This is a genomic window from Streptomyces sp. NPDC004667 (assembly GCF_040609475.1).
Classification (GTDB): Bacteria; Actinomycetota; Actinomycetes; order Streptomycetales; family Streptomycetaceae; genus Streptomyces.
On record NZ_JBEXKC010000011.1, the window covers coordinates 108070 to 130012 of the forward strand.

The following is a 21943-nucleotide window of genomic DNA, read 5'->3' on the forward strand; positions in this document are numbered from 1 at the left end:
GCGCGACCGACGTCGCAACCACGAAGCTCCCCGACACCTGGGCACACACCCCGCTCACCGTGGTCATGCCGACCTACAACGAGGCGGGCAACCTGCCGGGCATGGTGGAGCTGCTCATGGGTCTCGACCAGCCGGGCCTGCGCCTGCTGATCGTCGACGACTCCTCGCCCGACGGCACCGGCAAGATCGCCGACGAGCTGGCGGAGGGCTTCCTCACCGAGGACGGCAAGCCGCGCATGTCGGTCCTGCACCGCACGGCGAAGGACGGCCTCGGCCGCGCCTACGCCGCCGGCATGGCCAAGGCCGTCGAGGACGGCGCCGAGTACGTGCTCCAGATGGACGCGGACGGCTCCCACCCGGCCGGCAAGATCGCCGAGATGCTGGGCGTCGCCCGCTCCACCGGCGCCGGTCTCGTCGTCGGCTCCCGCTACGTGCCGGGCGGCACCCTCTCCGACGCCTGGGGCGCGCACCGCAAGCTGCTCTCCCGCTGGGCCAACGCCTACGCGAGCACCATCCTGGGCACCCGCGTCCGCGACATCACGGGCGGCTTCAACCTGTGGAGCGCCGACGCGCTGAAGGCGATCGACCTCGCGTCGATCGGCAGTGCCGGCTACAGCTTCCAGGTGGAGATGAAGTTCAAGGCCCTGCGCCGCGGCTTCCAGGTGATGGAGGTCCCGATCCACTTCGAGGACCGCACCGTCGGCGAGTCCAAGATGAACCTGGCCGTCCAGCTGGAGTCCATCGCCATGCCGTGGAAGCTCCGCGCCCGCGCCGGCAAGTAGGCGTAGGCAAGCAGCAGCACGAAGGAAGGGGCACCCCCGAGGGGGTGCCCCTTCCTTCGTGTCCGCGGGTGTCCGCGTGTTCGCGTGTCCGCGGGCCTCCTACGGCGTCTCGCCCGTGGCCTTCGTCCGTCCGGCCGGCCGGCTCTCCAGGAACCGCTTGAGCCGCCGGGCCGCCGGCCGCTCCACGAACCGCTGGATCAGCCACGAGGCCAGCAGCATCACGGCCGTCGCCGACAGCAGGAGCGTCCACGGCTCCACGTCCTGCCGCCACATCCGCAGCAGCGTCACGCCGATCTGCTGGTGCAACAGGTAGAGCGGGTAGGACATCGCGCCCGCGACCGACAGCCAGCGCCAGTCGATCCGGTCCAGCCATCCCAGGGCCACGGCGGCCATGGCCACGTAGCACAGGGTCACGACGAGCAGGCACATCTCCCAGGACAGCCGGTCGCCCTTGACGGTGTTCCAGTGGACGATGTCGTTCAGCCAGCGCTGCGTCAGCAGCCAGGAGAACGCGAGCAGCACCCACGGCTCGCCCGCGCGCGGCCCCTCACGGCGGATCAGGTAGAAGCAGATGCCGGAGATGAACAGCGGGGAGTAGGTGGGGTTCGCGAGGACGTTCAGGATCGGCAGCCCGGAACCGGGGGCGAGCAGGGAGGCGACCGTCCAGATCCAGCAGAAGTTCAGGACCTTGCGGTACGTCAGGCCGGTCCAGGCGACCGCCGCGAAGATCAGGTAGAACCGCAGCTCGGACCAGAGGGTCCAGTACGACGGGTCCAGCTCGGCACTGCCCAGCGGGGTCTGGAACATCGTCAGGTTCGTCAGGACCTGGCTCAGCCCCGGCCCGGTGCCCCCGAAGGGCTTGCCGACCGCCAGCAGCACGCCCATGGTGAGCAGTACGCAGAACCAGTACGCGGGTCCGAGGCGGATCACCCGGCTGCGCAGGTAGGAGCCCAGCGGCCGGCCCCACGCCGACATGCAGATGACGAAGCCGCTGATCATGAAGAACAGCTCCACGCCCATCCAGCTGTAGCGGCCGACCACGGTCAGCCACCCGAACGCGTCGCGCCCCCACACCTCTTGGCGGGTGTAGTGGTGCATGAGCACCAGCACCGCCGCCAGGATCCGCAGCCCGTCCAGGATCCGCAGCCGGGGCCGGTCCGCCGGTGCCGCCCCGCCGGCCCCGGCGGACCGGGCGGTCCCGGCGGGCCGGGGCAGGGTGGGCCAGGCCGAGGGTCTGCCGTCTTCCCGTCGGTCGCCGAGGACGTGGGGGGACGGGTGCAAGGACATGAACGCTCCACGGGCAGGACGGACGCGTGCCCGGACGTGCTGAGGGCCGCGCCGGACGGTGGGACCCAGCCGGGCATCCCCCCCGTGGCATGGGCCGCCTCAGTCTTACGAGAAACCATCGCACTGTCCACAGCACGTGCTTCATCGCACCCCGTCCCGCGCCTGCCGCGCGGCCGGTTCACTGCCCCCGGACGGTGACCTTCTGGTCGTTCTGGATCTCCTTGACCAGCTGCTGCACCTTCGCCTTGTCCCAGACGAGGTTGCCGCCCTTCTGGCCGGAAATGGGCATGTTCATCGACACGCCGTCACCCGAGGTGATGCCCTTCATCGCGAAGAACATCGAACCGAGGTCCCACAGCCCCATGTCCTTGTCGACGACGAGGGTGTCCAGGCCCGCGCCCATCACCGGGTAGAGGGAGAAGGGGTTGAGGATCGTGCCCGGCGTGGCCGCCTGGCTCGCCAGCGCCGACAGGAACTTCTGCTGGTTCTTGGTCCGCTGGAGGTCCGACTCGGCGAAGGCGTACCGGGTGCGTACGAAGGCCAGCGACTGTTCGCCGTTGAGGGTCTGACGGCCCGCCTTGAAGTCGGCGCCCGACTTCTCGTCCTTGAAGCCCTGTTCGATGTCGAGCTCCACGCCGCCCAGCGCGTCCACGATGTTCGCGAACCCGGCGAAACCGATCTCGGCGTAGTGGTCGATGTGCAGCCCGGTGTTGAACTCGATCGTCCGCACCAGCAGTTCCGGTCCGTCCTCCGCGTACGCCGCGTTGAGCTTGACCCGCCGGCCCTGGGACGGGAACTTCTTGCCCGACTGGGAGCCGACGAAGGAGGGGATCTCCACGTCCGAGTCGCGCGGCAGCGAGATCATCGTGTTCCCGCTGGAGCACTTCGCCAGGACCATCATGGAGTCGGTGCGCTTGCCCTCGGCGGAGCCGGTGTGGAGCTTCTTCTTCTCCTCGTCGGACATGCCCTCGCGGCTGTCGGAGCCGACGATCAGGTACGTGGTGCAGTCGCCTTCCTTGGGGCGCTCGATCACCTTGGAGAGGTCGACCTCGCGGCGCACCTTGGAGTCGGCCCAGAAGTAGGTGCCGATGGAGGTGACCAGGAGCGCGGAGACCAGCACGATGGAGCCGATCTTGATCCGCCTGCGCCAGTCCGGAGCCGGGCCGGCCGGGCCGCCGGGGCCGCCGGGCCGGGAGGGGCCGCCCGGCCGCCCGGGGCGGCCCGGTCCCGCCGGACCGCCGGGGCCCGCGGGCCGGCCGTAGACCTGGCCGGTGTTGTACCCGCTGTCGTACGACGCGTCCGGTCCCTGCGTCTGCTGCGGCGGCACTCCGTGGCCGGGGCGGCCCTGCGGCGGACCCTGCGGGGGGACCGGCGGCCGGCCGGGGCGCTGCGGCGGCTGGGCCGGGCGCTGCGGCGGCTGCGGCTGCCGCTGGACGTGGCGCATCCGCTGCGCGCCCTCGGGCTGCTGCTGCCCGCTGCCGCGCCCGTACCCGTCATCGCGGCGGCCGCGCGCGTCGCGCTCGCCGTTCCACCCGTCCCAGTCACTCATGCGCACAAGAATGCCTGCCGGGGCGGGCCGCCCGACACCCAGGTGGACGCTTCGTACCGCGGCTGTTGCAGAGCTGATGCCTGCGGTACCCACTTATGGTGGCTCCATGACAGAAATACCGTCGGTGCCCGCGGGCAAGCCGATCTCGGCCTCCCGGACCACGCTCAGCCACATCATGACCGCCAACGACACCAACCTCCTCGGTACCGTGCACGGCGGTGTGATCATGAAGCTGGTGGACGACGCGGCCGGCGCGGTGGCCGGGCGGCACTCGGGCGGGCCCGCCGTGACGGCGTCGATGGACGAGATGGCCTTCCTCGCCCCGGTCCGGGTCGGCGACCTGGTCCACGCCCGCGCGCAGTGCAACTGGACCGGCCGCTCCTCGATGGAGATCGGCGTACGGGTCCTCGCGGAGCGGTGGAACGAGTCCACCCCCGCCACCCAGGTCGGCAGCGCCTACCTCGTCTTCACCGCGGTCGACTCCGACGGCAAGCCCCGCCAGGTCCCGCCCGTGATCCCGGAGACCGAGCAGGACGAGCGCCGCTACCAGGAGGCGCAGATCCGTCGCACCCACCGGCTCGCCCGCCGCCAGGCGATCACCGAGCTGCGCGAGCGCCGCGCCGCCGAGGGCCTCGACGACTGACCCGGCCGTCGGCCGCCCACTGCCCGTCCCCCACTGCCCGTCCCGCCGCCGCCGTTCCGCCGCCGCCGTTCCGCCGCCTGCTCGCGCGGCCTGCCCGCCGCCGGCCCTTCGCGTACGGGCTCCGGGGCATACCCGCGCCTTACGGGGGCCCCGTAGACTGGTCCGTCGACGTCCGGCTGCTCCGCCCGAGCGACGGCCTGCCCCTCGACCGGCCCTGCCGCGGAGAACCCCTGATGCCGACTGCCACCCAGACCACCACCGCGGCCCCGTCCGCCCCCGCCCGCCCGCGTGGCCGGCGGCAGGCCGGGCCCGACTGGCTGTGGGCGGCGTTGCTGACCCTCGCGGTCACCGCCTTCCGGGGCGGCACCCCGCAGCTCTGGCGCGACGAGCTGGCCAGCTGGAACGCCGCCTCCCGCTCCACCGGCGAGCTGCTCGCGATGCTGGGTCACGTCGACGCCGTCTCCGGCCTCTACTACCTGCTGCTGCACGGCTGGGTCTCCGTGTTCGGGGATTCCGCGGCGATGCTCCGGCTGCCCTCGGCCCTGGCGATGGCCGGCTCCGCCGCCCTGGTGGTGCTGACCGCGCGGGCCCTGTTCGACCGCCGCACCGCCGTCTTCGCCGGGCTGCTGTTCGCGCTGCTGCCCGTCGTCACCCGGTACGGCACCGAGGCCCGTTCGTACGCCTTCGTCGTCCTGGCCGTGTCGGCCGCGACCTGGCTGCTGCTGCGGGCGCTGGAGCGGCCGGGCCCGGCGCGCTGGGCCGGGTACGGCGCGGCCGTCGCGTTGGCCGGGCTGCTGCACATGGTGGCCCTGCTGTTCCTGCTGCCGCACGCCATGGTCGTGGCGCTGCGCTGGTGGCGGGACCGGCGCGGGCGCACGGTGCTCTCCTTCACCCTGGCGGTCGTCGCCGGGCTGCTGCCGGTGATTCCGCTGGTGCTGCTGGGACGTGAGCAGGTCGGCCGGCAGATCAGCTGGATCAAGACCCCGCGGCTGCGGGACATCGCGGGGCTGTGGGACAACCTCTTCGCCTCCCCGCTCGTCGGGCTCGGCATCGCCGCGCTGGCCCTGCTGCCGCTGGCCTGGAGCCGGGGCCGGCGGCCCGCCGTGGAGCTGCTGCTGCTGGGCGCGGTGCCGATCGTCGCCGTCTACCTGGTCTCGCAGGGCGCCACCTCGTACTTCATCGACCGCTACGTCCTGTTCACCGTGCCCGCCTGGGCGGTGCTGGCGGCCGCCGGACTGGCTGCCCTGAAGCCCCGCGCGGCCGGGGCGGCCGGGCTGGCCGCGCTGATCCTGCTCGGCGTGCCCGACCAGCGCCACCTGCGGACCGAGCAGGCCAAGGAGACCTCCGACGGCCGGGCGGCTGCGCGGGTCATCGCGCAGGGCTACCGGCCCGGCGACGGGTTCGTGCCCGTCCGCGGAGCCGACCGGGTGTACATGGTCGACTTCCAGATCGAGTACTACCTGCCCGGCCGGGTCCACCTCCGCGACGTGTTCGCGGCCCGTTCGGCGCTGGACGCGGACGACCTCTTCCCGCAGGAGTGCGAGCGGCCCGAGCAGTGCCTCGGCGACACCCGGCGGATCTGGCTCGTCACCCGCGACACCGGCAAGGACGACCCGTACAACCGGCTGCCGGCCGAGCAGGTCCGGGCGCTGAAGGCCCATTACCGGGTCGCCTCGACGACCGAGGTGCGCGGACTGCACGTGTCCCTGCTGGAGCGGACCGGCTGAGACCGCCGGGGTTCAGCTCCCGCAGACCACCTGGTCCCCGGTGACCACGCCGAACTCGCCCTGGTACGGGTCCTCGGCCCGCACCGGCACGACCTTCCCGAAGTCCGTGCCCGCGATCACCAACACCGTGCGGCCCTGTCCGGCGACCGCGCGCAGCTCGCTGCCGGGCAGCGCCGCGGACACCGTCCGCGCCGTGCGGTCCCAGCGCGGGTCGTACGCGATCACCGTGCGCCGGACCTCGCGGCTGGCGCCGGCCGCCGGGGCCTGGGTGGTGTCGAAGCCGGTGGCGCGCAGGGCCGCGTCCACGCGCCCGCCGAGCCCGTCGATCCGGGTCCCGTTCTCCACCTGGACGCGGATCTGCTTCGGCGGCACGTCGACCGGGACGGGCGCGGGCCCGCGCGGGGGGGCCTGCCCGGGGCGGGCGGGGGCCAGCGGCCGGTCCTGGCGCAGCGCCTCGAAGAGTTTGGCGGCCTTCGGCTCGTCCCATTTCACCGTCGAGCCGATGCCCTTGACCTGGAAGGAGGGGTCCCCGACGGGCACGGAGGCGAACTCCGACGAGGAGGGGGTGAATCCCCGCATGGCCTGTCCGAGCGCCAGCATCTGTTCCGACCCGAAGCCCCTGTCGGCGCGCACCGACCCCAGCAGGGTGGAGCTGACCTCCTTGAACTTCACCGGGTTCAGCAGGACGCCGCTCCCGGTGGCCTGCTTGATCAGGGCGGCGATGAACCGCTGCTGACGCTGCATCCGGCCCAGGTCGGAGGCCCCGTCCACGTGGCGCGAGCGCACGTACTGCAGGGCCTGGCCGCCGTTGAGCCGGTGGGTGCCGGGGAGCAGGTCGAGGCCGGTGTAGGTGTCGTGCATGGCCTTGGCCGTGCAGATCTCGACGCCGCCCATCGCGTCGACGGTCTTCATGAAGCTGGTGAAGTCGACCTCCAGGTAGTGGTCGATCTTCACGCGGGTCATGTTCTCGACGGTCCGTACGGTCAGGTTGGGTCCGCCCTCGGCGTAGGCGGCGTTCAGCTTCACCGGGTGGGCCTTGTGCGGTTTGCCGGTGACCAGGTCCTGGTGCGCGGGGACCTCGGCGTAGCTGTCCCGGGGCAGGCTGATGACGCTGGCCCGTTCCCTGTCGGCGGAGAGGTGGACGAGCATCACGGTGTCGGTGCAGTGGCAGGGCGCGCCGCCGAGCCGGTACTCGCGCTTCTCCTCGGGGGTGATCTTCTCGCGTCCGTCGGTGCCGACCAGCAGGAAGTTCACCCCGTGGCCGGCCTGCGGGCGGTTCTTCATGTCCTTGAACGGATCGACCCGTTCGATGCCGGTGTCCAGGCCGGTCATCACCGCGTGCCCGACCGCCCCGGAGCCCAGCACCACCAGCGAGAACACGGCCGCGATCCGCACCCCCCAGCGCGGCCGGTCGTCCCGGTGCCCGCTGCGGCGACCGCCGCCGCGCGCGGACCGCGGCCGGGGCGGCCGGGAGCCGGGGGCGCGTCGGGTGGGACGGTGCGGTTGGGGCACGGGGACACCTCCGCGGGGGCAGTGCGGGCGAATTATTCATATTCGTCTGATTCGTGTGAACAGTAGGCCCATACGATCAGCCTCTGTCCGTACCGCTCGTCCGCCGCGCACCCGTTTCCCCCGTACGCGGTAACGTGACACCGGTACCCGACCGTGAAGGACCACATGCCCGCCCAGCAGCCCGCAGTTTCGGTGATCATGCCGGTGCTCAACGAGGAGCGCCACCTGCGTGACTCCGTCCGGCACATCCTCGGACAGGAGTACGCAGGCGAGATGGAGGTGGTGATCGCGCTCGGGCCGTCCACGGACCGCACCGACGAGATCGCCGCCGAACTCGTCCGGGACGACCCGCGCGTCCACACCGTCCCGAACCCCACCGGCCGCACCCCCGCCGCCCTCAACGCCGCGATCAAGGCCTCGCGCCATCCGATCGTGGTGCGCGTCGACGGCCACGGCATGCTCTCCCCGAACTACATCGCCACCGCGGTCCGCCTCCTGGAGGAGACCGGCGCGCAGAACGTCGGCGGCATCATGCACGCCGAGGGCGAGAACGCCTGGGAGGACGCCGTCGCCGCCGCGATGACCTCGAAGATCGGCGTCGGCAACGCGGCCTTCCACACCGGCGGCCAGGCCGGCCCGGCCGAGACCGTCTACCTCGGCGTCTTCCGCCGCGAGGCCCTCGAACAGCAGGGCGGGTACAACGAGGAGTTCATCCGCGCCCAGGACTGGGAGCTGAACTTCCGCATCCGCGAGGCCGGCGGTCTCATCTGGTTCTCGCCGGAGCTGAAGGTCCAGTACCGCCCGCGGCCCTCCGTACGGGCGCTGGCCAAGCAGTACAAGGACTACGGCCGCTGGCGGCACGTGGTGGCCCGCTACCACGCCGGCTCCATCAACCTGCGCTACCTGGCCCCGCCGACCGCCGTCTGCGCGATCGCGGCCGGGGTGGTCGCGGGTGCCGCCGTCAGCCCGTGGGCGTTCGCCGTACCGGCCGGCTACCTCGCGGCGATCACCGCCGGGTCCGTCCCGGCGGGCAAGGGACTGCCGCTGAAGGCCCGGGCGCAGATCCCCGTGGCCCTCGCGACGATGCACATGTGCTGGGGCTACGGCTTCCTCACCAGCCCGCGCTCGCTCGCCCGCAAGGTCATCGCCAGCCGCCGCCCGTCGGTGCGCCACGACCCGTCCCAGGTCTGAGACGCACGAGAAGGGGGGCCCGGTCCGTACGGACCGGGCCCCCCTTCTCACGTCTTCGCTCCGCGCGGCCGGCTCACCGGCCCCGCGTCACCAGCGGTACGGCTTGTAGACGTCCATGCAGGCACCGGTGTCGGAGCCGTTGATCGCGTCGGCCGTGTCCGGGATCGCACCGGCCGCCGGCGGGGTCTGCGCCGGGAAGGCGTTGCCCTCGCGCCAGTCCGCGCCCACGACCAGCGTGATCTTCGAGACATCGGCCGACTGCTGCACCGCCGTGCCCGGGATGCCCAGGGACGCCGCCACGCTCTGCGCCTCGTCCGCCAGTTCGGGCGTCGGGTAGCGCACCACCGTGGTCTTCTCCGGGGTCAGCGCGGTGTCCGCCTTGGCGCCGGTGAAGCCCTTGGAGAGCAGGACCTCCGCGATCGCGTTCGCCCGGTGGGGCGCCAGCGGCTGGCCGGCCGCGGTGCCGTTGACCACGTTGACGGGGATCTTGTCCGGGGTGGTGACCGGGGCCTTCGAGGCCTCCTGGGTGGGCGAGCCTCCCGGGGCCGGCTGCGAGGCGCCCGGTGCGGGCTGGGACGCGCCCGGCGCGGGCTGGGAGGCCGAGGGGCTCTGAGTGGTCTGCGGATCACCGTTCTTGTCGAACGCGACGTCCTTGCGGAGCATCGTCCACAGCTTGTCGGCGTCCGCCGGGTTCACGATGAGCCGGTCCTCGTCCCGGGGGTCCTGGAAGGTCGGCATCGTCGTCATCGTGATGCGGTTGGTGGGGACGTCCTTGAGCTGCATGGCCAGGTTGTAGAGCTTCTTGACCGAGCCGATCTCCTCGGAGACCTCCAGCGCCTTGGTGCCCGCCTCCGCCAGGTCCGTGATCCGGCCGACGTCGGTGAAGGCGTTCTGGCTCTTGAGCTCGCGCATCATCGAGTTCATGTACATGTGCTGGGCCTGCGCCCGGCCCAGGTCGCTGCTGAACGCGTGCCGGGTGCGCAGCCACTGGAGCGCCTGCTCGCCCTTGACCCGGGTCGTGCCCTTCTGGAGCTTGAGTCCGGAGCCGCCGCCCGAGGTGGGCAGCGGACGGTCCCAGACGTTGTCCTTGACGCAGACCGGGACGCCGCCGATGGCGTCGGCCATCTTCACCACACCGGAGAAGTCGATCATCATCCAGTGGTCGATGTAGACGCTGGTGAGCTTCTCCCAGGTGGCCAGCGTGCAGCCGGGGCCGCCGCGGCCGAGCGACTCGTTGATCATCGCGTTGGTCTTCTTGAACTTCTCGCCGGTCTTCGGGTCCGTGCACTCGGGTATGTCGACCCGGGTGTCGCGCGGGATGCTCACGACCGAGGCGTTCTCCCGGTCCGCCGACACGTGCAGCAGCATCTGCACGTCCGCGAGCGGAGGGTTCCCCACGGTGTCGCGGCTGCCGCCGAGTTCCACGTTCTCCGGCTTGTTGCGGCTGTCGGAGCCGATCAGCAGGATGTTCAGCGGGCGCTGGCCCTTGGCGTTGGCGTGGGTCTTCTCCACGCCGCTCTCACCGCTGAGGCGCTGCCCGCTGCGGATGTTGCCGTCGAGGTGACGGTAGTAGAGGTACCCGGCCGCCGACGTCCCCAGGATCAGGAACGCCAGTACGGACGCCACCCAGAACAGCACCCGCCGGCGCTTGCGCCGCACGGGTGTCCCACCGCCGCCCGCGGGCCGGGAGCCGCCCTGGCCCGACCGCGGTGGAGGCACCGCGCCGGAAGCGCCCGTCCCCCCGCCGGATATGCCGCCGGTGGCCTGGTCGGGCGTCCCCTCCCCCCGCACGCTGCTGTGCTTCACGCGTACCCCCCTCAAGATCACTGATGTCGGTGTTGTGCCGGGCCTACCGGCTACCGCCCGGTCGTGCGGCGGTGGGTGGGTGGCGGCGGCGTCACCGCGCTCCCGTCACTTGGCGCAGACCGCCTTGTCCGCCTCGACCCGCTGCAGCCCCTCGGGGGCCTGCTGCGGGGCGGCCGGCGCACCGAGCGGCGTACCCGGCTCCTTGAAGTCGGAGCCGAGGGTCAGCTTCATCGGGGTCTTCGGCCCCGCGTCCACCGTGCCGACCTTCAAGGCCCCGGCGGACAGCCCCATCATGTCCGCCAGCGCCCGCGCCTGATCGGCCTGGTTGGGGGCGTACTCCAGCTGCGTGGCCGCGAGCCGCGCCGCGGCGTTGCCGTGGTTGCTCGCCTTGTAGACGCCCTTCGCGTTCTGCAGCCAGGTCAGCGTGGTGGACGCCGATCCCGGGGGGCCGCCGCCGTTGTACACGTCCACCCGGACGTCCCCGGCGGGCGCCCTGTTCCCCTGGAGCAGCGCGTCCTGCTTGGCGTCGGCGGCCTCCTTCGCGGCGTGCTCCTTCTTCTCCACCTCGGTGAGGGAGACGTCCTCGCGGATCATCTGGAGGAGGGGGTCGGCCTGCGAGGAGTTGACGACGACGGTCGCCTTCCGGTTCGACGGCTCGTTCGGGTTGTCGACCACCGGCAGCGTCGTGAAGGTGACGTTCTTCAGGTTCATGTCCTTCAGCTCACCCGCGAGATCGGTGAGTTTGCCGATGGACCCCAGTCCCTGGTCCACGGTCAGCGACTTGGTGGCCGCCTCCGCGAGCGAGAAGAACTTCTTCGGACTGGTCAGCGTCTCCTTGGACTTCATCTCGCGCATCATCGAACTGAGGAACTGCTGCTGGGTCTTGATCCGGTCGAGGTCGCTCTCGTTGCCGAAGGAGTGCCGCGTCCGTACGAAGGCCAGCGCCTGTTCGCCCTGCAGCCGGTGCTCGCCGGCCTTCAGGTTCAGCTTGGAATCACGGTCGTTGACGTCCTTGGCCAGGCACACGGGCACACCGCCGACCGCCGTGCTCAGGTTCTTGACCGCGTTGAAGTCGACCATCATGAAGTTGTCGACGTCGATCCCCGTGAGCTGCTTGACCGTGCGCATCGTGCAGCCCGGGTCGCGGCCCTCCTGGCCCAGGCTGTTGTTGAAGCGACTGCCCTTGGTGGCGGGGATCTGCTTCACCGAGCCGCCCGGCTGCTTCGTCGGGCAGAGCGGGATGTCGGTGATCAGGTCGCGCGGGATCGACAGGGCGGTGGCGTTGCTGCGGTCCTTCGACACGTGGAAGAGGATCGTGGTGTCGGCGTGGCCGACGCTGTCGGCGTCCCCGTAGCCCTGGTTGCCCGCGCCGCTGCGCTTGTCGGTGCCGATCACCAGGATGTTGATCGGCTGGTCCTTCTTGAAGCTGCCGCCCGCGCCGTTGGTGTCGATGACCTTCAGGTTGCCGTTGAGGTGCTGGTAGTACAGGTACGACGCCAGGCCGCCGCCGACCAGCAGGAACGCCAGGGTCCCGCCGGTGACGGCCAGCGCCCTGCGCCGCCGCGCGGCCGCCCCGCCGCCACCGGGCCCGCGGGGCTTGCCGCCGCGCCTGCCGCCGGGCGGGCCTTCGCCGCGCCGGGGCTTGGGGACGGCGGGGGAGGGGGCCGACGGCGCGGAGGGAGCCGCGGGCGTTCTACGGGTCCTGCGGGGGGTGGTGACGGAGTGCTGCTGCGCAGGGGAATTGCCCAGTCGCAGTTCGTAGTTGCCAGTGCGGGGATTGAGGACCCACTGGTCTGCGGGGTCGATCTCGTCCGCCCGCCCACGGCTTTGCGCATCCACGGTTGCTCGAATCCTCCGTCGGTGCCTCGCGACGCGCCTCCCCCCAGGCGCCCGGTCAACGATCCGGCTGCTGGTGCACGGTGTCTTCGCTTCCGGTGCACCGGATCGCTCACCTTATCCGCCCAGGTCAGCTGCAAACCATGCTGGTGACAAAATCCACTCCCCCGATAACTGCCCAAAACGCCCATCCAGTGCGGTTGGACCACCAGCTTTTGGATTGCTTTACCGGCAATCGGCCGTGTCCGCCGTGGTTCCTGTGAAAGTCGGGTCCGGAAGGGGGGCGGACTCGGTTCCGCTTTTCGCTCGCACAGGGTCGCGGAACAGCTCGGCGGGGGAGAGCGGGGCGGGTTCCGCGGCGGCCGCGGAGGCGGGCGCGGAGGTGACCGCGGACGTGGCCGCGGACGTGGGAGCGGGGGCGGGCGCCGGTGTGGGCGTCGATGTGGGCACGGGCGGGGTGACCGTCACGGGCCGGTCCAGCCGCAGCCGCTGGAACAGCCGGCCCGCGTCGGGCTCCAGCAGTTCGTCCCGGTTGGGGTTCGGCGCGTAGGGCCGCCGCGGCACCGTCAGGAACCTGACCTGGTCGGACGGTATGTCCCGTACGCTCCGGACGAGTTCGTACAGCCCGCGCAGCGAGGCCAGCCCCGGGTCGGTGGTCAGCGCGGAGGTGGCCGCGTCCAGCAGCGGGTAGAGCCGCGCCGGGTTCAGCAGGACGCCGTTGCTCTGCACCTTCTTGACGAGCGAGCCGAGGAACTGCTGCTGGCGCTCCATCCGTTCGGTGTCGCTGCCGTTCCCCAGGCCGTACCGGGCCCGGACGAAACCCAGCGCCTGCTCCCCCTGGAGGAGGTGGCGGCCCGCCGGGAGCCGCAGGTGCGCCTCGGCGTCGTCCACCGGCTGCGGCAGGCACACCTCCACCCCGCCGACGGCGTCGACCATCTGCTTGAAACCGCCGAAGTCCAGCACCATGTGGTGGTCGATCCGCACCCCCGTGAGCCGCTCGACCGTACGGATCGTGCAGGCGGCCCCGCCCCACTGGAAGGCCCAGTTGAACTGGGCGAAGCGCTCGGGGGTACGGGTCCCGTCGGCGGCCCGGCAGCTCGGCACGTCCGTCATCAGGTCCCGGGGTATCGAGACGGCCGTCACGCTCCCGCCGTCCGCCGACAGGTGCAGCAGGATCGTCGTGTCGGAACGCTGCGTGCCGCCGTCCTGCCCGTAGCCCGCGTTCTCCCGGCCGGACCGCGAGTCCGAGCCGATCAGCAGGATGTTCCGGGCGCCCTCGGCGAAGTGCGCCGGGCGCTCGCGCTCGTAGCGGCGCAGTTCCGCCTCGGCGGAGGTGTCCGAGGTGATGTTCCCGTCGAGCTTGGCGTACAGCCACCAGCCGGTGGCCGCGCCCGCCAGGACCAGCAGGACGGCCCCGAGCCCGATCCAGCGCAGCAGCCGACGGCGCCGACGGTCGGCCGGGGGCCTCGGCCCGCCTCCGGCCGCCCCGGTGCCGCCCGGTATGCCCGCGCTGTCCGTCACTCGCGTTCCGTCCCCTCGCCGAACCGGCTGCCAGCCGTACGGGTGAGCACGGCCTGGAGCCGATCCTGCCCCCGGGGGTCCCGGACGGCCCGGGGGCAGGGCCCTGTACAGGGCCATGCGGGTGACAGATCGGGCGAAGTCGCCGTTAGACGGTGTGGGTGACGCGCTCGCTCTCGGTCCGCTGCTCCAGCGCCTGCGGCGACAGCCGGTCCAGGTGGCGGCACAGCACCACGGAGCCGCCGGTGGCCAGCGCCCCGTACAGCCCCGAGGAGAGCCCCTCCCAGCTGTCGTAGCCCAGCCCCGACAGCACCCGGGCGCCCTCACCGAAGCCGCGCGCCGCCGCGTCCGCGCGGGCCCGCTCGACCACGGCCGCGTACGACAGCTCCTCGCCGCCCACCACCAGCCCCGGGGCGTCGGCGTCGACCGGCGCGAACGGGGCGAAGCGGTCGCCCTGCCCCGGCACCTCCACCGCGTAGTCCGCGAACCCGGCCGGCGGCTGCGGGAACCGCCCGCCCAGGGGACGCAGCGCGAGCGCGACCCGCTCCCCGGAACAGGCGCGGGCCTCCTCCAGGGTGTCGGGCCCGCTCACCACCAGGTCCGCGCCCGCCGGGTCCCCGCCGACCTCGGCGACCACGCCGACCGAGGCGCAGGCGAGCAGCCACACGGCGCTCTGCCAGTGCGCGGGGAGCAGCAGCGCGAGCCGGTCGCCCGGCTCTGCGGCCAGGTCGCCCTGGAGCAGATTGGCGGTCTTGGCCACCCAATTGGCGAAGGTGGCGACGGACAATTCGACGCGCTCGCCCGTGGCGTCGTCGTAGAAGGTGACGAGGGGGCGGCCCGGATCGGCGGCGAGCGCGGATCGCAGCAGGTCGGCAGGGGTGCGGTCAGTGGCGTTCACCCGCCCCAGCCTACGCGGGCCCTTCCCTCGTACGGGGGGCGGCGGCTGCGCCGTCCAGGGGAGGCGCGGCCCCGGCGCCGTCGGACGGATCGTCAGTTCTCCGATGGCGCTTCGGGATGGCTGTGCCCAGCATCGCTTCCATGCGTGGATTCCTTGCTTCCTCGATCGGTGTCGCGACCGCGGCCGCACTGGCCCTTCCGCTCGCGCTCTCCACTCCGGCCGCCGCCTCCGAGGGCGCGGCGGCCCCCGTGACCCCCGCGGGGTCCACCCAGTCCCTGCCGCTCGCCCCCCTCGGCCCCTCCGACGGGCGGATCCCCGGCGTGCCGGGCATGAGCGCCTCGCCCGGCGGCGCCGAGACGCGGGGGCTCGCCGCCCGGGACGTGAAGACCTTCTCGCTGGTCGGCGTCGTGTGGGACGACGCCGCCACCCGGCTCGTCGGCCGGGTCCAGGTCCGCACCCGCGCCGCGGGCACGGCCACCTGGTCCGGCTGGCAGGACGTCGAGACCCACAACGGCGAACACGCCGCCGACCCCGACGCGGTGGAGCGCGGCTCGCGCCGCGTCCGCGGCAGCACCGCCCCGCTGTGGGTCGGCGCCTCCGACGGGATCGAGGTCCGGGTCCACGCCGAGACCGGCGGCGAGGACACGCGGGCCGCGTCCCGGCTCCCCTCGGGCCTGCGCATCGAACTCGTCGACCCGGGCGCCGCGGAGCCCGCCGCCGTGCTCGACGGCAAGAACGCCGGCCGCCCGTCGTCACCGGGCGGCGACGACAAGGGCGACGCGGCGCTCGTGCCCGAGATGACCATGGAGGGGGCCGAGTCCTCCGCGGCGAACGTCCCGCACGCCAACCTCGGCGCGCTGGAGATCGGCGCGCTGAACAAGGCCGACTCCACCGCCGACGCCGTCCTCGCCGCCGACGGATCCCTCAGCGCGGCCGCCCGCCCGTACATCGGCCCGCGCCCGCGGATCGTCACCCGGCGCGGCTGGGGCGCCGACGAGAGCCTGCGCGAGCCGGGCTTCGTCTTCACGAACACCGTCAAGGCGGCCTTCGTCCACCACACCGCCTCCGGCAACAACTACGCCTGCAGGGACGCCCCGGCGGTGCTGCGCAGCCTCTACCGCTACCACGTGGTCAGCGAGGGCTGGCGGGACATCGGCTACAACTTCGCCGTCGACCGGTGCGGGACGGTCTACGAGGGCCGGGCGGGCGGGGTCGCCAAGCCGGTGCTCGGCGCGCACACCATGGGGTTCAACGCGGACAGCATGGGCATCGCGGTGATCGGCTCCTTCGGCGGCGCCGCGCCGCCGAGGGCGGCCGTCGACGCGGTGGCCCGGCTGACGGCCTGGAAGCTCGGGCTGTTCGGCGCGGATCCGAGGGCGAAGACCACCCTGAGGTCGGGCGGCGGGAACCGGTTCCCGAAGGGGAGCAGCGTGCGGATGAACGTGATCTCGGGCCACCGCGACGGGTTCGCCACGGAATGCCCGGGCAAGCAGCTGTACAACCAGCTCCCGCCGACCCGCTCGACGTCGGCGAGGCTCCAGGGGCGCTGAGGCCCTTGCCCTGGCCGGGCGGGGTCGGGGGTGGCCGGGGTCGGTGCCGGGGTGGGGTGTCGTCCGGGACTGCATGATTTATGGCGCCCTGTCCGGGCCTCCAGTGGCCCATCGGCACCGCGCGCCAACACATCACGTTTTACGTCCCGGCCAACACCCCACCCCGTCCCCGCCCCCGGCCGGGCAAGATCCAGCCCCGCCGGCGTTTGAGGCGCGGGGGTCCGGGGGCTGGCCCCCGGGAGCGGACCCGCACCTGGACGGCTACGGGGGCACAATCCAGCCCCGCCAGGGGGCACCTCCCAGCGGTAGCTGGGGGAGTTTGAGGCGCGGGGGCCGGGGGCGGAGCCCCAGGGGGTTTCAGCCCCGCCGGCGATTGAGGCGCGGGCCCCGGGGGATCACCCCCGGCGGGCTACGCTCGAGGGATGGCCGGCCGTTTCGACCCCCTGACCCGTACCGCCGTCCGCGGCGGCCGCACCGACGTACCGCCCGGCCCCGGAGCGACGGCCGGAGGCGGGTCGCGCCGCCGCTGGAGCCCCGGCGGGCCCGTCGACCTGGGGCTCACCCTCGGCCCGCTGCGCCGCGGCCCCGCCGACCCGACCTTCCGCGTCACCCCCGACGGCTCCGTCTGGCGGGCCACCCGCACCCCGCAGGGCCCCGCCACGCTCCGGATCGGCCGCGCCGGTGAGGAGGTGGAGGCGGAGGCCTGGGGCCCCGGCGCCGAGTGGGCGCTCGCGGAGCTGCCCCGGCTGCTCGGTGCCGACGACGATCCGGCCGCCTTCGTCCCCCGGCACCGCCTCGTGCACGCCAGCCACCGCCGCCGCCCCGGGCTGCGCCTGACCCGTACGGGGCTGGTGCTGGAGTCGCTGGTCCCGGTGGTGCTGGAGCAGAAGGTGACCAGCGACGAGGCCTACCGGTCCTGGCGCCGGCTGGTCCGCCAGTACGGGGAGCCCGCCCCCGGGCCGCAGGAGCTGTACGTGATGCCCGACGCCCGCACCTGGGCGCTGATCCCGTCCTGGGACTGGCACCGGGCGGGGGTGGACGCGAAGCGTTCGGCGACCATCGTGCGCGCCGCCCGGGTGGCGGACCGGCTGGAGGAGGCCGCCGCGATGGACCTGCCGAGGGCGGCCGCCCGGCTGGAGGCCGTGCCCGGCATCGGTCCGTGGACCTCCGCCGAGACCCTCCAGCGCAGCAACGGCGCCGCCGACGCGCTCACCACGGGCGACCTCCACCTGCCCGGCATCGTCGGCTACGCCCTCACGGGCGACCGGGACGCCGACGACGAGCGGATGCTGGAGCTGCTCGCCCCGTACGCGGGCCAGCGCCACCGCGCCGCCCGGCTGATCCTCCTCGCGGGCCGGACCCCGCCCCGCCGCACCCCGCGCATGCCGCGCGGCGACATCGGCCGCCTCTAGTGCCGCGACCGGAAGGGTCGCCGGGTCACGGCGCCCGGCACGGCACCTCGCCGCGTTGTCGGACCACGCAAGTACATCCGGTACGAGCCGTGGTCCTCCGCCTTGCGATGCACCGCACCGAACACCGCGACCCGGCAAACCCTTCCGGTCACGGCACTAGCGGACCTCGACGAACGCGTCCGCGGCCCGCTCCGCCCGCGCCGCCGGGGCCGCGGCCGGGTGGCCGACCGCCACCGCGCCCATCGGGTCCCAGTCCTCGGGCAGCGCGAGCACCTTGCGCACCACGTCCCGGCAGAACATCGTCGAGGACACCCACGCGGAGCCCAGCCGCTCACCGGCCAGCGCCACCAGGAAGTTCTGCACGCCGGCGCCCATCGCGACGACGAACATCTCCCGTTCGGCCGCGTCCCGCCGCGCGTGCCCGTAGTCGTGGGCGCCGTCCGTCACCAGGCAGGGCACCACCAGGTAGGGGGCCCGGCGCAGCACGTCCCCGCGCCGCACCCGCTTGGCTACGGACTCCTCGGACTTGCCGTCGGCGCGCAGGTCGGCGATCCACGCGTCCCGCATCGCGTCCAGCAGTTCCCGGCGCGCGGCCTCCGATTCCAGCAGGACGAAGCGCCACGGCGTCGTGTGGTGGGGTGCCGGGGCCGTCACGGCCGCGGCGACGGCCCGCCGTACCGCGCCGGGGTCCACCGGCTCGTCGGTGAAGTCCCGTACGGTGCGCCGCTGCGTCACCGCTTCCCGTACGGCCTCCGAGGTGCCCAGCCGGAACATGTCCTCGGCCGGCGCCCGCACCAGGTCCCGCGCCGAGGACCCTTCGCCGCGTACGTGTCCCAGTCCGCGGACGACGGCCACGGGCAGCCCCGCCGCCTTGCCCTTGACCAGGTCGCCGGCGGCGGCCAGTTCGTCGGCGGTGGCCACGACCGTCGCGCTCAGCGGGTTGCCGTGCGCGTCGGTGCCGCCGCGCAGGTCGTCCAGGACCCGTACCCCGGCCGCGCCGATGGCGACGTCCGTCAGCCCGCTGCGCCAGGGCCGCCCGAAGGTGTCGGTGACGATCACGCCGACGTCCACGGAGAGCAGCTCGCGCAGTCCCGCCCGGATCCGGGCCGCCGAGGCGTCCGGGTCCTCGGGCAGCAGGAGGACGGTGCCGGGCACGGTGTTGGAGGCGTCGACGCCGGCGGCGGCCATCACCAGGCCCCGCCGGTCCTCCACGATCCGCAGCGTGCCCCGGCGCGCGACGACCCGTACGGTCTCGGCGTCTATGGCCTCCTCGCGGGAGGCCGCCGTGACGATGCGGCCCTCCGCCTTGGAGACGATCTTCGAGGTGACGAGCAGGACGTCCCCGTCGCGCAGGCCGGGCGAGGTCCCGGCGATCAGGGCCGCGAGGTCGTCGCCGGGCCGGACCTCGGGGATCCCGGCCAGGGCCCGCACCTCGTACGAGGGGGCGGGCACGGTCACCGGGACGCCTCGGCGAGTTCCAGCGCGGCCCGCGCCATCGCGGCGGTGGCCGCGGTGTCGGTCATCATCAGCGGCACCGCGCGGCAGGTGATGCCGGCGGCCTCCACCTCGGCGACCGCGTCGGCGTCGGCGGTGTCCACGAGCCAGCCGTCGAGCAGCCCGGTCCCGTAGTGCAGGGCGACGGCGGCCGCGGTGGCCTCGACGCCGACGGCGGCCAGCACCTTGTCGGCCATGCCGCGCACGGGGGCGCCGCCGACGATGGGGGAGAGGCCGACGACGGGGGCGTCGGCGGCCGCGACGGCCTCCCGGATGCCGGGTACGGCGAGGATGGTGCCGACCGACACGACGGGGTTCGACGGCGGGAAGAGGATCACGTCGGCGGCGGCGATGGCCTCCAGCACGCCCGGTGCGGGCTTGGCCTGCTCGGCGCCGACGGGCACGACGGCCTCGGCGTCCACCGCGGCGCGCATCCGGACCCAGTACTCCTGGAAGTGGACGACGCGGCGTTCGCCGGACTCCGGGTCGGTGATGGCGACGTGGGTCTCGACGCGGTCGTCGGACATGGGCAGCAGCCGGACGCCGGGCTGCCAGCGGTCGCAGAGGGCTTCGGTGACGGCGCTGAGCGGGTAGCCGGCGCCGAGCATCTGCGTACGGACGATGTGGGTGGCGAAGTCGCGGTCGCCGAGGCCGAACCAGGTGGGTCCGACCCCGTACGCCGCGAGTTCCTCCTTGACGGTGAAGGACTCGTCGGTGCGGCCCCAGCCCTGGTCCTCGTTGATGCCACCGCCGAGGGTGTACATCACGGTGTCCAGGTCGGGGCAGACCTTCAGCCCGAACAGGTGAATGTCGTCACCGGTGTTGCCGATGACCGTGATCTCCGCGTCGGGGACCGCGGACAGGAGTCCGCGCAGGAAACGGGCGCCGCCGATGCCGCCGGCCAGAACAACAATGCGCATGCGGACAGTCTGTCAGCCGCGGGCCGTCCCCCGGCGGGGGGTGGCGGCCGGGTGACGGGCGGGGGCGTCAGGCCGGTACGTGTTCCCCGTGGGCCGGGGAGCAGCTGTGCATGGGCATCTCGGTCAGGCCGGGGAAGTACACGTGGAGGCTGACGGCCCCGTCGAGGGTGTCGTTGACGACCTCGTGGGAGTAGCCGGGGGCGAAGACGCGCTGGGAGCCGGGGCCGAGGGTGAGCGGGCCGCGGGCGCTGCGCTCGGTGAGCTCGCCGTCCAGGACGGTCAGCACGCCGGAGGATCCGCCGTGGCCGTGGCGGCCGCTGCCCTGGCCGGGGACCCAGCTGAGCAGCCAGACCTCGTAGCCGGGGCCGGTGCGCAGGCGGTGGTACCAGCGGGTGGTGGCGTCGTAGCGGACCAGGTACTCCCAGCTGCCGCGGTCCTGCGCGATCGACCGGGCGAGGCCCACGAACTCGGCGACGGTGGCCGGGTGTTCGCGGGCGGGCTGCAGGAGGTGCTGGACGGAGAGGATGTCGCCGGCGATCTGGAGGTCGCTCTCGATCACGGAGGCCGTGGCGGCGGCGGGGGTGGCGGTGGGAGCGGTGGCGGCGGGGGCGCTGTTCATCGTGGGGGTGTCCTCGACGGATGTCAGTCGTGCGGGGCGGTTGCTGTGGGGGAGTAGCCGGTGCTTGGACGGAGCCGGGGCTCCGGAGGCATCAACAGCTGCAACAGCAACAGCGAACCTGGGCAGCGCACAGGAACCCACGAATGGGGGTCCGGGTGGCGGCTGCGGGCGCTGACATGCGTACAAGGAGAACGGGGAAAGGGGTGGACTGTCAACCCAATGTCCGGTTTGAGGGAAAAGTTTCACCTCATCCGGTTACCGTGCGCGGAGAAAGGTTTGTGCAGTCGGGTCCAGGGGATGTGCCGTTCAGTCCCGCCCGAGCCGCCCTCAAACCTGTTGCCCGCACTCGTAACCGGAATGTGATCCGCGCCGCATCTTCGGCCGAATCGCAACCCTGCTCCGAGGCGATTCGTCGGCAACGAGAGAGGGTGGCGCCCGCGCGACACCTGAGCCATGTGTCACGATTTTTGGCGATATGAACACTTTCTGCATAGGCTTGGTTCCGCAGAGTGAATAAGGCGCCCAATAGCAGATCTCGGCTTGACTGCGCCGGAGCCACGCACTTGTAATTTCACTCGTGTCGTTACCTGGCGATCAGTAACGGCAACATCACGGGGACGCACAGAAGAGCGAGGGGCGCACATGACCGAGCTGTTTCAGGAACTGCTGGTCGAGGAGGCGGACGAGGAGCTCGGATGGCAGGAGCGCGCGCTGTGCGCCCAGACCGACCCCGAGTCCTTCTTTCCGGAGAAGGGCGGCTCCACCCGCGAGGCCAAGAAGGTCTGCCTGGCCTGTGAAGTCCGGTCCGAATGCCTGGAGTACGCCCTCGCCAACGACGAGCGATTCGGCATCTGGGGCGGCCTCTCCGAGCGCGAGCGCCGCAGGCTGAAGAAGGCGGCGGTCTGATCCGGCCGCACCGGCCGCACCGCCCCCGCCGGGACACCCGTCCCGCCGCCCACCCCATATCCGAGGGCCCGGCCCCCATGGCGCCAGGCCCGCCGCGTACCACCCCGCACCACCGCACACCGCACGACGCGCACCACCGGTCCACAGAGCAAACGGTCCGCCTCCCGCACCTTCCCCGCAGGAGGCGGACCGTCGCGTTCCGGGCCCTGCGCGGGCGAGGCGGACCGTCGCGTTCCCGGCCCCGCGCACACGAGGCGGACCGTCCCCTTCCCAGCCGTTAGGGTGGGGCGCTG

17 protein-coding genes are annotated in these 21943 nt (G+C 72.9%); 7 read left to right on the plus strand and 10 right to left on the minus strand.

Features of this window, described 5'->3' with window-relative positions:
• Nucleotides 1–65: 65 nt before the first annotated feature.
• A complete protein-coding gene (locus tag ABZW32_RS09005) occupies nucleotides 66–782 on the plus strand; it encodes a polyprenol monophosphomannose synthase (RefSeq protein ID WP_356213348.1) in 717 nt (238 codons plus the stop codon).
• Between the two features lie 99 nt (nucleotides 783–881).
• Here ABZW32_RS09005 and ABZW32_RS09010 read toward each other — a convergent pair whose 3' ends face one another.
• Together ABZW32_RS09010 and ABZW32_RS09015 are read right to left on the minus strand one after the other, a co-directional pair.
• Nucleotides 882–2069 (minus strand): acyltransferase, encoded by a 1188-nt coding sequence (locus ABZW32_RS09010; RefSeq protein WP_356213257.1) that lies wholly within the window; start codon nucleotides 2067–2069, stop codon nucleotides 882–884.
• Between the two features lie 178 nt (nucleotides 2070–2247).
• Nucleotides 2248–3618, minus strand: coding sequence for an LCP family protein (locus ABZW32_RS09015; protein ID WP_356213260.1), 1371 nt, complete (start codon nucleotides 3616–3618; stop codon nucleotides 2248–2250).
• A 106-nt stretch (nucleotides 3619–3724) separates the two neighbouring features.
• Here ABZW32_RS09015 and ABZW32_RS09020 point away from each other — a divergent pair, with 106 nt between their 5' ends.
• Both ABZW32_RS09020 and ABZW32_RS09025 read left to right on the plus strand, forming a co-directional pair.
• The gene (locus ABZW32_RS09020; RefSeq protein WP_356213263.1) at nucleotides 3725–4261 is read left to right on the plus strand and encodes an acyl-CoA thioesterase; all 537 of its coding nucleotides are present in this window, start codon (nucleotides 3725–3727) and stop codon (nucleotides 4259–4261) included.
• 233 nt (nucleotides 4262–4494) lie between these two features.
• Nucleotides 4495–5988, plus strand: a complete 1494-nt coding sequence (locus tag ABZW32_RS09025; protein ID WP_356213266.1) for a glycosyltransferase family 39 protein — start codon at nucleotides 4495–4497, stop codon at nucleotides 5986–5988.
• Between the two features lie 12 nt (nucleotides 5989–6000).
• Here ABZW32_RS09025 and ABZW32_RS09030 read toward each other — a convergent pair whose 3' ends face one another.
• Nucleotides 6001–7383: an LCP family protein gene (locus ABZW32_RS09030; protein WP_356213350.1), complete on the minus strand. Its 1383-nt coding sequence runs from the start codon at nucleotides 7381–7383 to the stop codon at nucleotides 6001–6003.
• Nucleotides 7384–7665: 282 nt separating this feature from the next.
• On the opposite strand from ABZW32_RS09030, the gene ABZW32_RS09035 reads away from it, so the two are divergent.
• Nucleotides 7666–8691, plus strand: a complete 1026-nt coding sequence (locus tag ABZW32_RS09035) for a glycosyltransferase family 2 protein (RefSeq protein ID WP_356213268.1) — start codon at nucleotides 7666–7668, stop codon at nucleotides 8689–8691.
• An 87-nt stretch (nucleotides 8692–8778) separates the two neighbouring features.
• On the opposite strand, the gene ABZW32_RS09040 is transcribed toward ABZW32_RS09035, so the two are convergent.
• From ABZW32_RS09040 to ABZW32_RS09055, 4 genes are all read right to left on the minus strand, one after another.
• The gene (locus ABZW32_RS09040) at nucleotides 8779–10350 is read right to left on the minus strand and encodes an LCP family protein (protein WP_356213270.1); all 1572 of its coding nucleotides are present in this window, start codon (nucleotides 10348–10350) and stop codon (nucleotides 8779–8781) included.
• A 252-nt stretch (nucleotides 10351–10602) separates the two neighbouring features.
• The gene (locus ABZW32_RS09045; RefSeq protein WP_356213273.1) at nucleotides 10603–12336 is read right to left on the minus strand and encodes an LCP family protein; all 1734 of its coding nucleotides are present in this window, start codon (nucleotides 12334–12336) and stop codon (nucleotides 10603–10605) included.
• A gap of 222 nt (nucleotides 12337–12558) precedes the next feature.
• Nucleotides 12559–13770: an LCP family protein gene (locus ABZW32_RS09050; RefSeq protein WP_356213353.1), complete on the minus strand. Its 1212-nt coding sequence runs from the start codon at nucleotides 13768–13770 to the stop codon at nucleotides 12559–12561.
• 229 nt (nucleotides 13771–13999) lie between these two features.
• Complete coding sequence (locus tag ABZW32_RS09055) at nucleotides 14000–14749, minus strand: TIGR03089 family protein (protein ID WP_280920465.1); 750 nt, start codon at nucleotides 14747–14749, stop codon at nucleotides 14000–14002.
• Between the two features lie 140 nt (nucleotides 14750–14889).
• On the opposite strand from ABZW32_RS09055, the gene ABZW32_RS09060 reads away from it, so the two are divergent.
• A complete protein-coding gene (locus ABZW32_RS09060; RefSeq protein ID WP_356213276.1) occupies nucleotides 14890–16299 on the plus strand; it encodes a peptidoglycan recognition protein in 1410 nt (469 codons plus the stop codon).
• Nucleotides 16300–16721: 422 nt separating this feature from the next.
• Nucleotides 16722–17711 carry a DNA-3-methyladenine glycosylase 2 family protein gene (locus ABZW32_RS09065; protein ID WP_356213279.1) on the plus strand — a complete coding sequence of 330 codons (990 nt, stop codon included), beginning with the start codon at nucleotides 16722–16724 and terminating at the stop codon, nucleotides 17709–17711.
• A 156-nt stretch (nucleotides 17712–17867) separates the two neighbouring features.
• Here ABZW32_RS09065 and ABZW32_RS09070 read toward each other — a convergent pair whose 3' ends face one another.
• The 3 genes from ABZW32_RS09070 to ABZW32_RS09080 form a co-directional block, all read right to left on the minus strand.
• Nucleotides 17868–19169 carry a coenzyme F420-0:L-glutamate ligase gene (locus ABZW32_RS09070; RefSeq protein WP_356213282.1) on the minus strand — a complete coding sequence of 434 codons (1302 nt, stop codon included), beginning with the start codon at nucleotides 19167–19169 and terminating at the stop codon, nucleotides 17868–17870.
• Complete coding sequence (cofD, locus tag ABZW32_RS09075) at nucleotides 19166–20125, minus strand: 2-phospho-L-lactate transferase (RefSeq protein ID WP_356213285.1); 960 nt, start codon at nucleotides 20123–20125, stop codon at nucleotides 19166–19168. The genes ABZW32_RS09070 and cofD overlap by 4 nt, the downstream gene beginning before the upstream one ends.
• A 67-nt stretch (nucleotides 20126–20192) precedes the next feature.
• The gene (locus ABZW32_RS09080; RefSeq protein ID WP_356213288.1) at nucleotides 20193–20744 is read right to left on the minus strand and encodes a cysteine dioxygenase; all 552 of its coding nucleotides are present in this window, start codon (nucleotides 20742–20744) and stop codon (nucleotides 20193–20195) included.
• A 642-nt stretch (nucleotides 20745–21386) separates the two neighbouring features.
• Here ABZW32_RS09080 and ABZW32_RS09085 point away from each other — a divergent pair.
• Nucleotides 21387–21650 (plus strand): WhiB family transcriptional regulator, encoded by a 264-nt coding sequence (locus ABZW32_RS09085; protein ID WP_003983763.1) that lies wholly within the window; start codon nucleotides 21387–21389, stop codon nucleotides 21648–21650.
• The last annotated feature ends 293 nt before the right edge of the window (nucleotides 21651–21943 follow it).

Excerpts from the sequence above, each read along its gene's own strand:
- ABZW32_RS09035 (WP_356213268.1), top strand. The coding sequence starts at position 7,666 with ATGCCCGCCCAGCAGCCCGCAGTTTCGGTGATCATGCCGGTGCTCAAC.
- ABZW32_RS09005 (WP_356213348.1), top strand. The coding sequence starts at position 66 with ATGCCGACCTACAACGAGGCGGGCAACCTGCCGGGCATGGTGGAGCTG.
- ABZW32_RS09020 (WP_356213263.1), top strand. The coding sequence starts at position 3,725 with ATGACAGAAATACCGTCGGTGCCCGCGGGCAAGCCGATCTCGGCCTCC.
- ABZW32_RS09060 (WP_356213276.1), top strand. The coding sequence starts at position 14,890 with ATGCGTGGATTCCTTGCTTCCTCGATCGGTGTCGCGACCGCGGCCGCA.
- ABZW32_RS09015 (WP_356213260.1), bottom strand. The coding sequence starts at position 3,618 with ATGAGTGACTGGGACGGGTGGAACGGCGAGCGCGACGCGCGCGGCCGC.
- ABZW32_RS09010 (WP_356213257.1), bottom strand. The coding sequence starts at position 2,069 with ATGTCCTTGCACCCGTCCCCCCACGTCCTCGGCGACCGACGGGAAGAC.
- ABZW32_RS09065 (WP_356213279.1), top strand. The coding sequence starts at position 16,722 with ATGGCCGGCCGTTTCGACCCCCTGACCCGTACCGCCGTCCGCGGCGGC.
- ABZW32_RS09025 (WP_356213266.1), top strand. The coding sequence starts at position 4,495 with ATGCCGACTGCCACCCAGACCACCACCGCGGCCCCGTCCGCCCCCGCC.
- ABZW32_RS09085 (WP_003983763.1), top strand. The coding sequence starts at position 21,387 with ATGACCGAGCTGTTTCAGGAACTGCTGGTCGAGGAGGCGGACGAGGAG.
- ABZW32_RS09080 (WP_356213288.1), bottom strand. The coding sequence starts at position 20,744 with ATGAACAGCGCCCCCGCCGCCACCGCTCCCACCGCCACCCCCGCCGCC.
- cofD (WP_356213285.1), bottom strand. The coding sequence starts at position 20,125 with ATGCGCATTGTTGTTCTGGCCGGCGGCATCGGCGGCGCCCGTTTCCTG.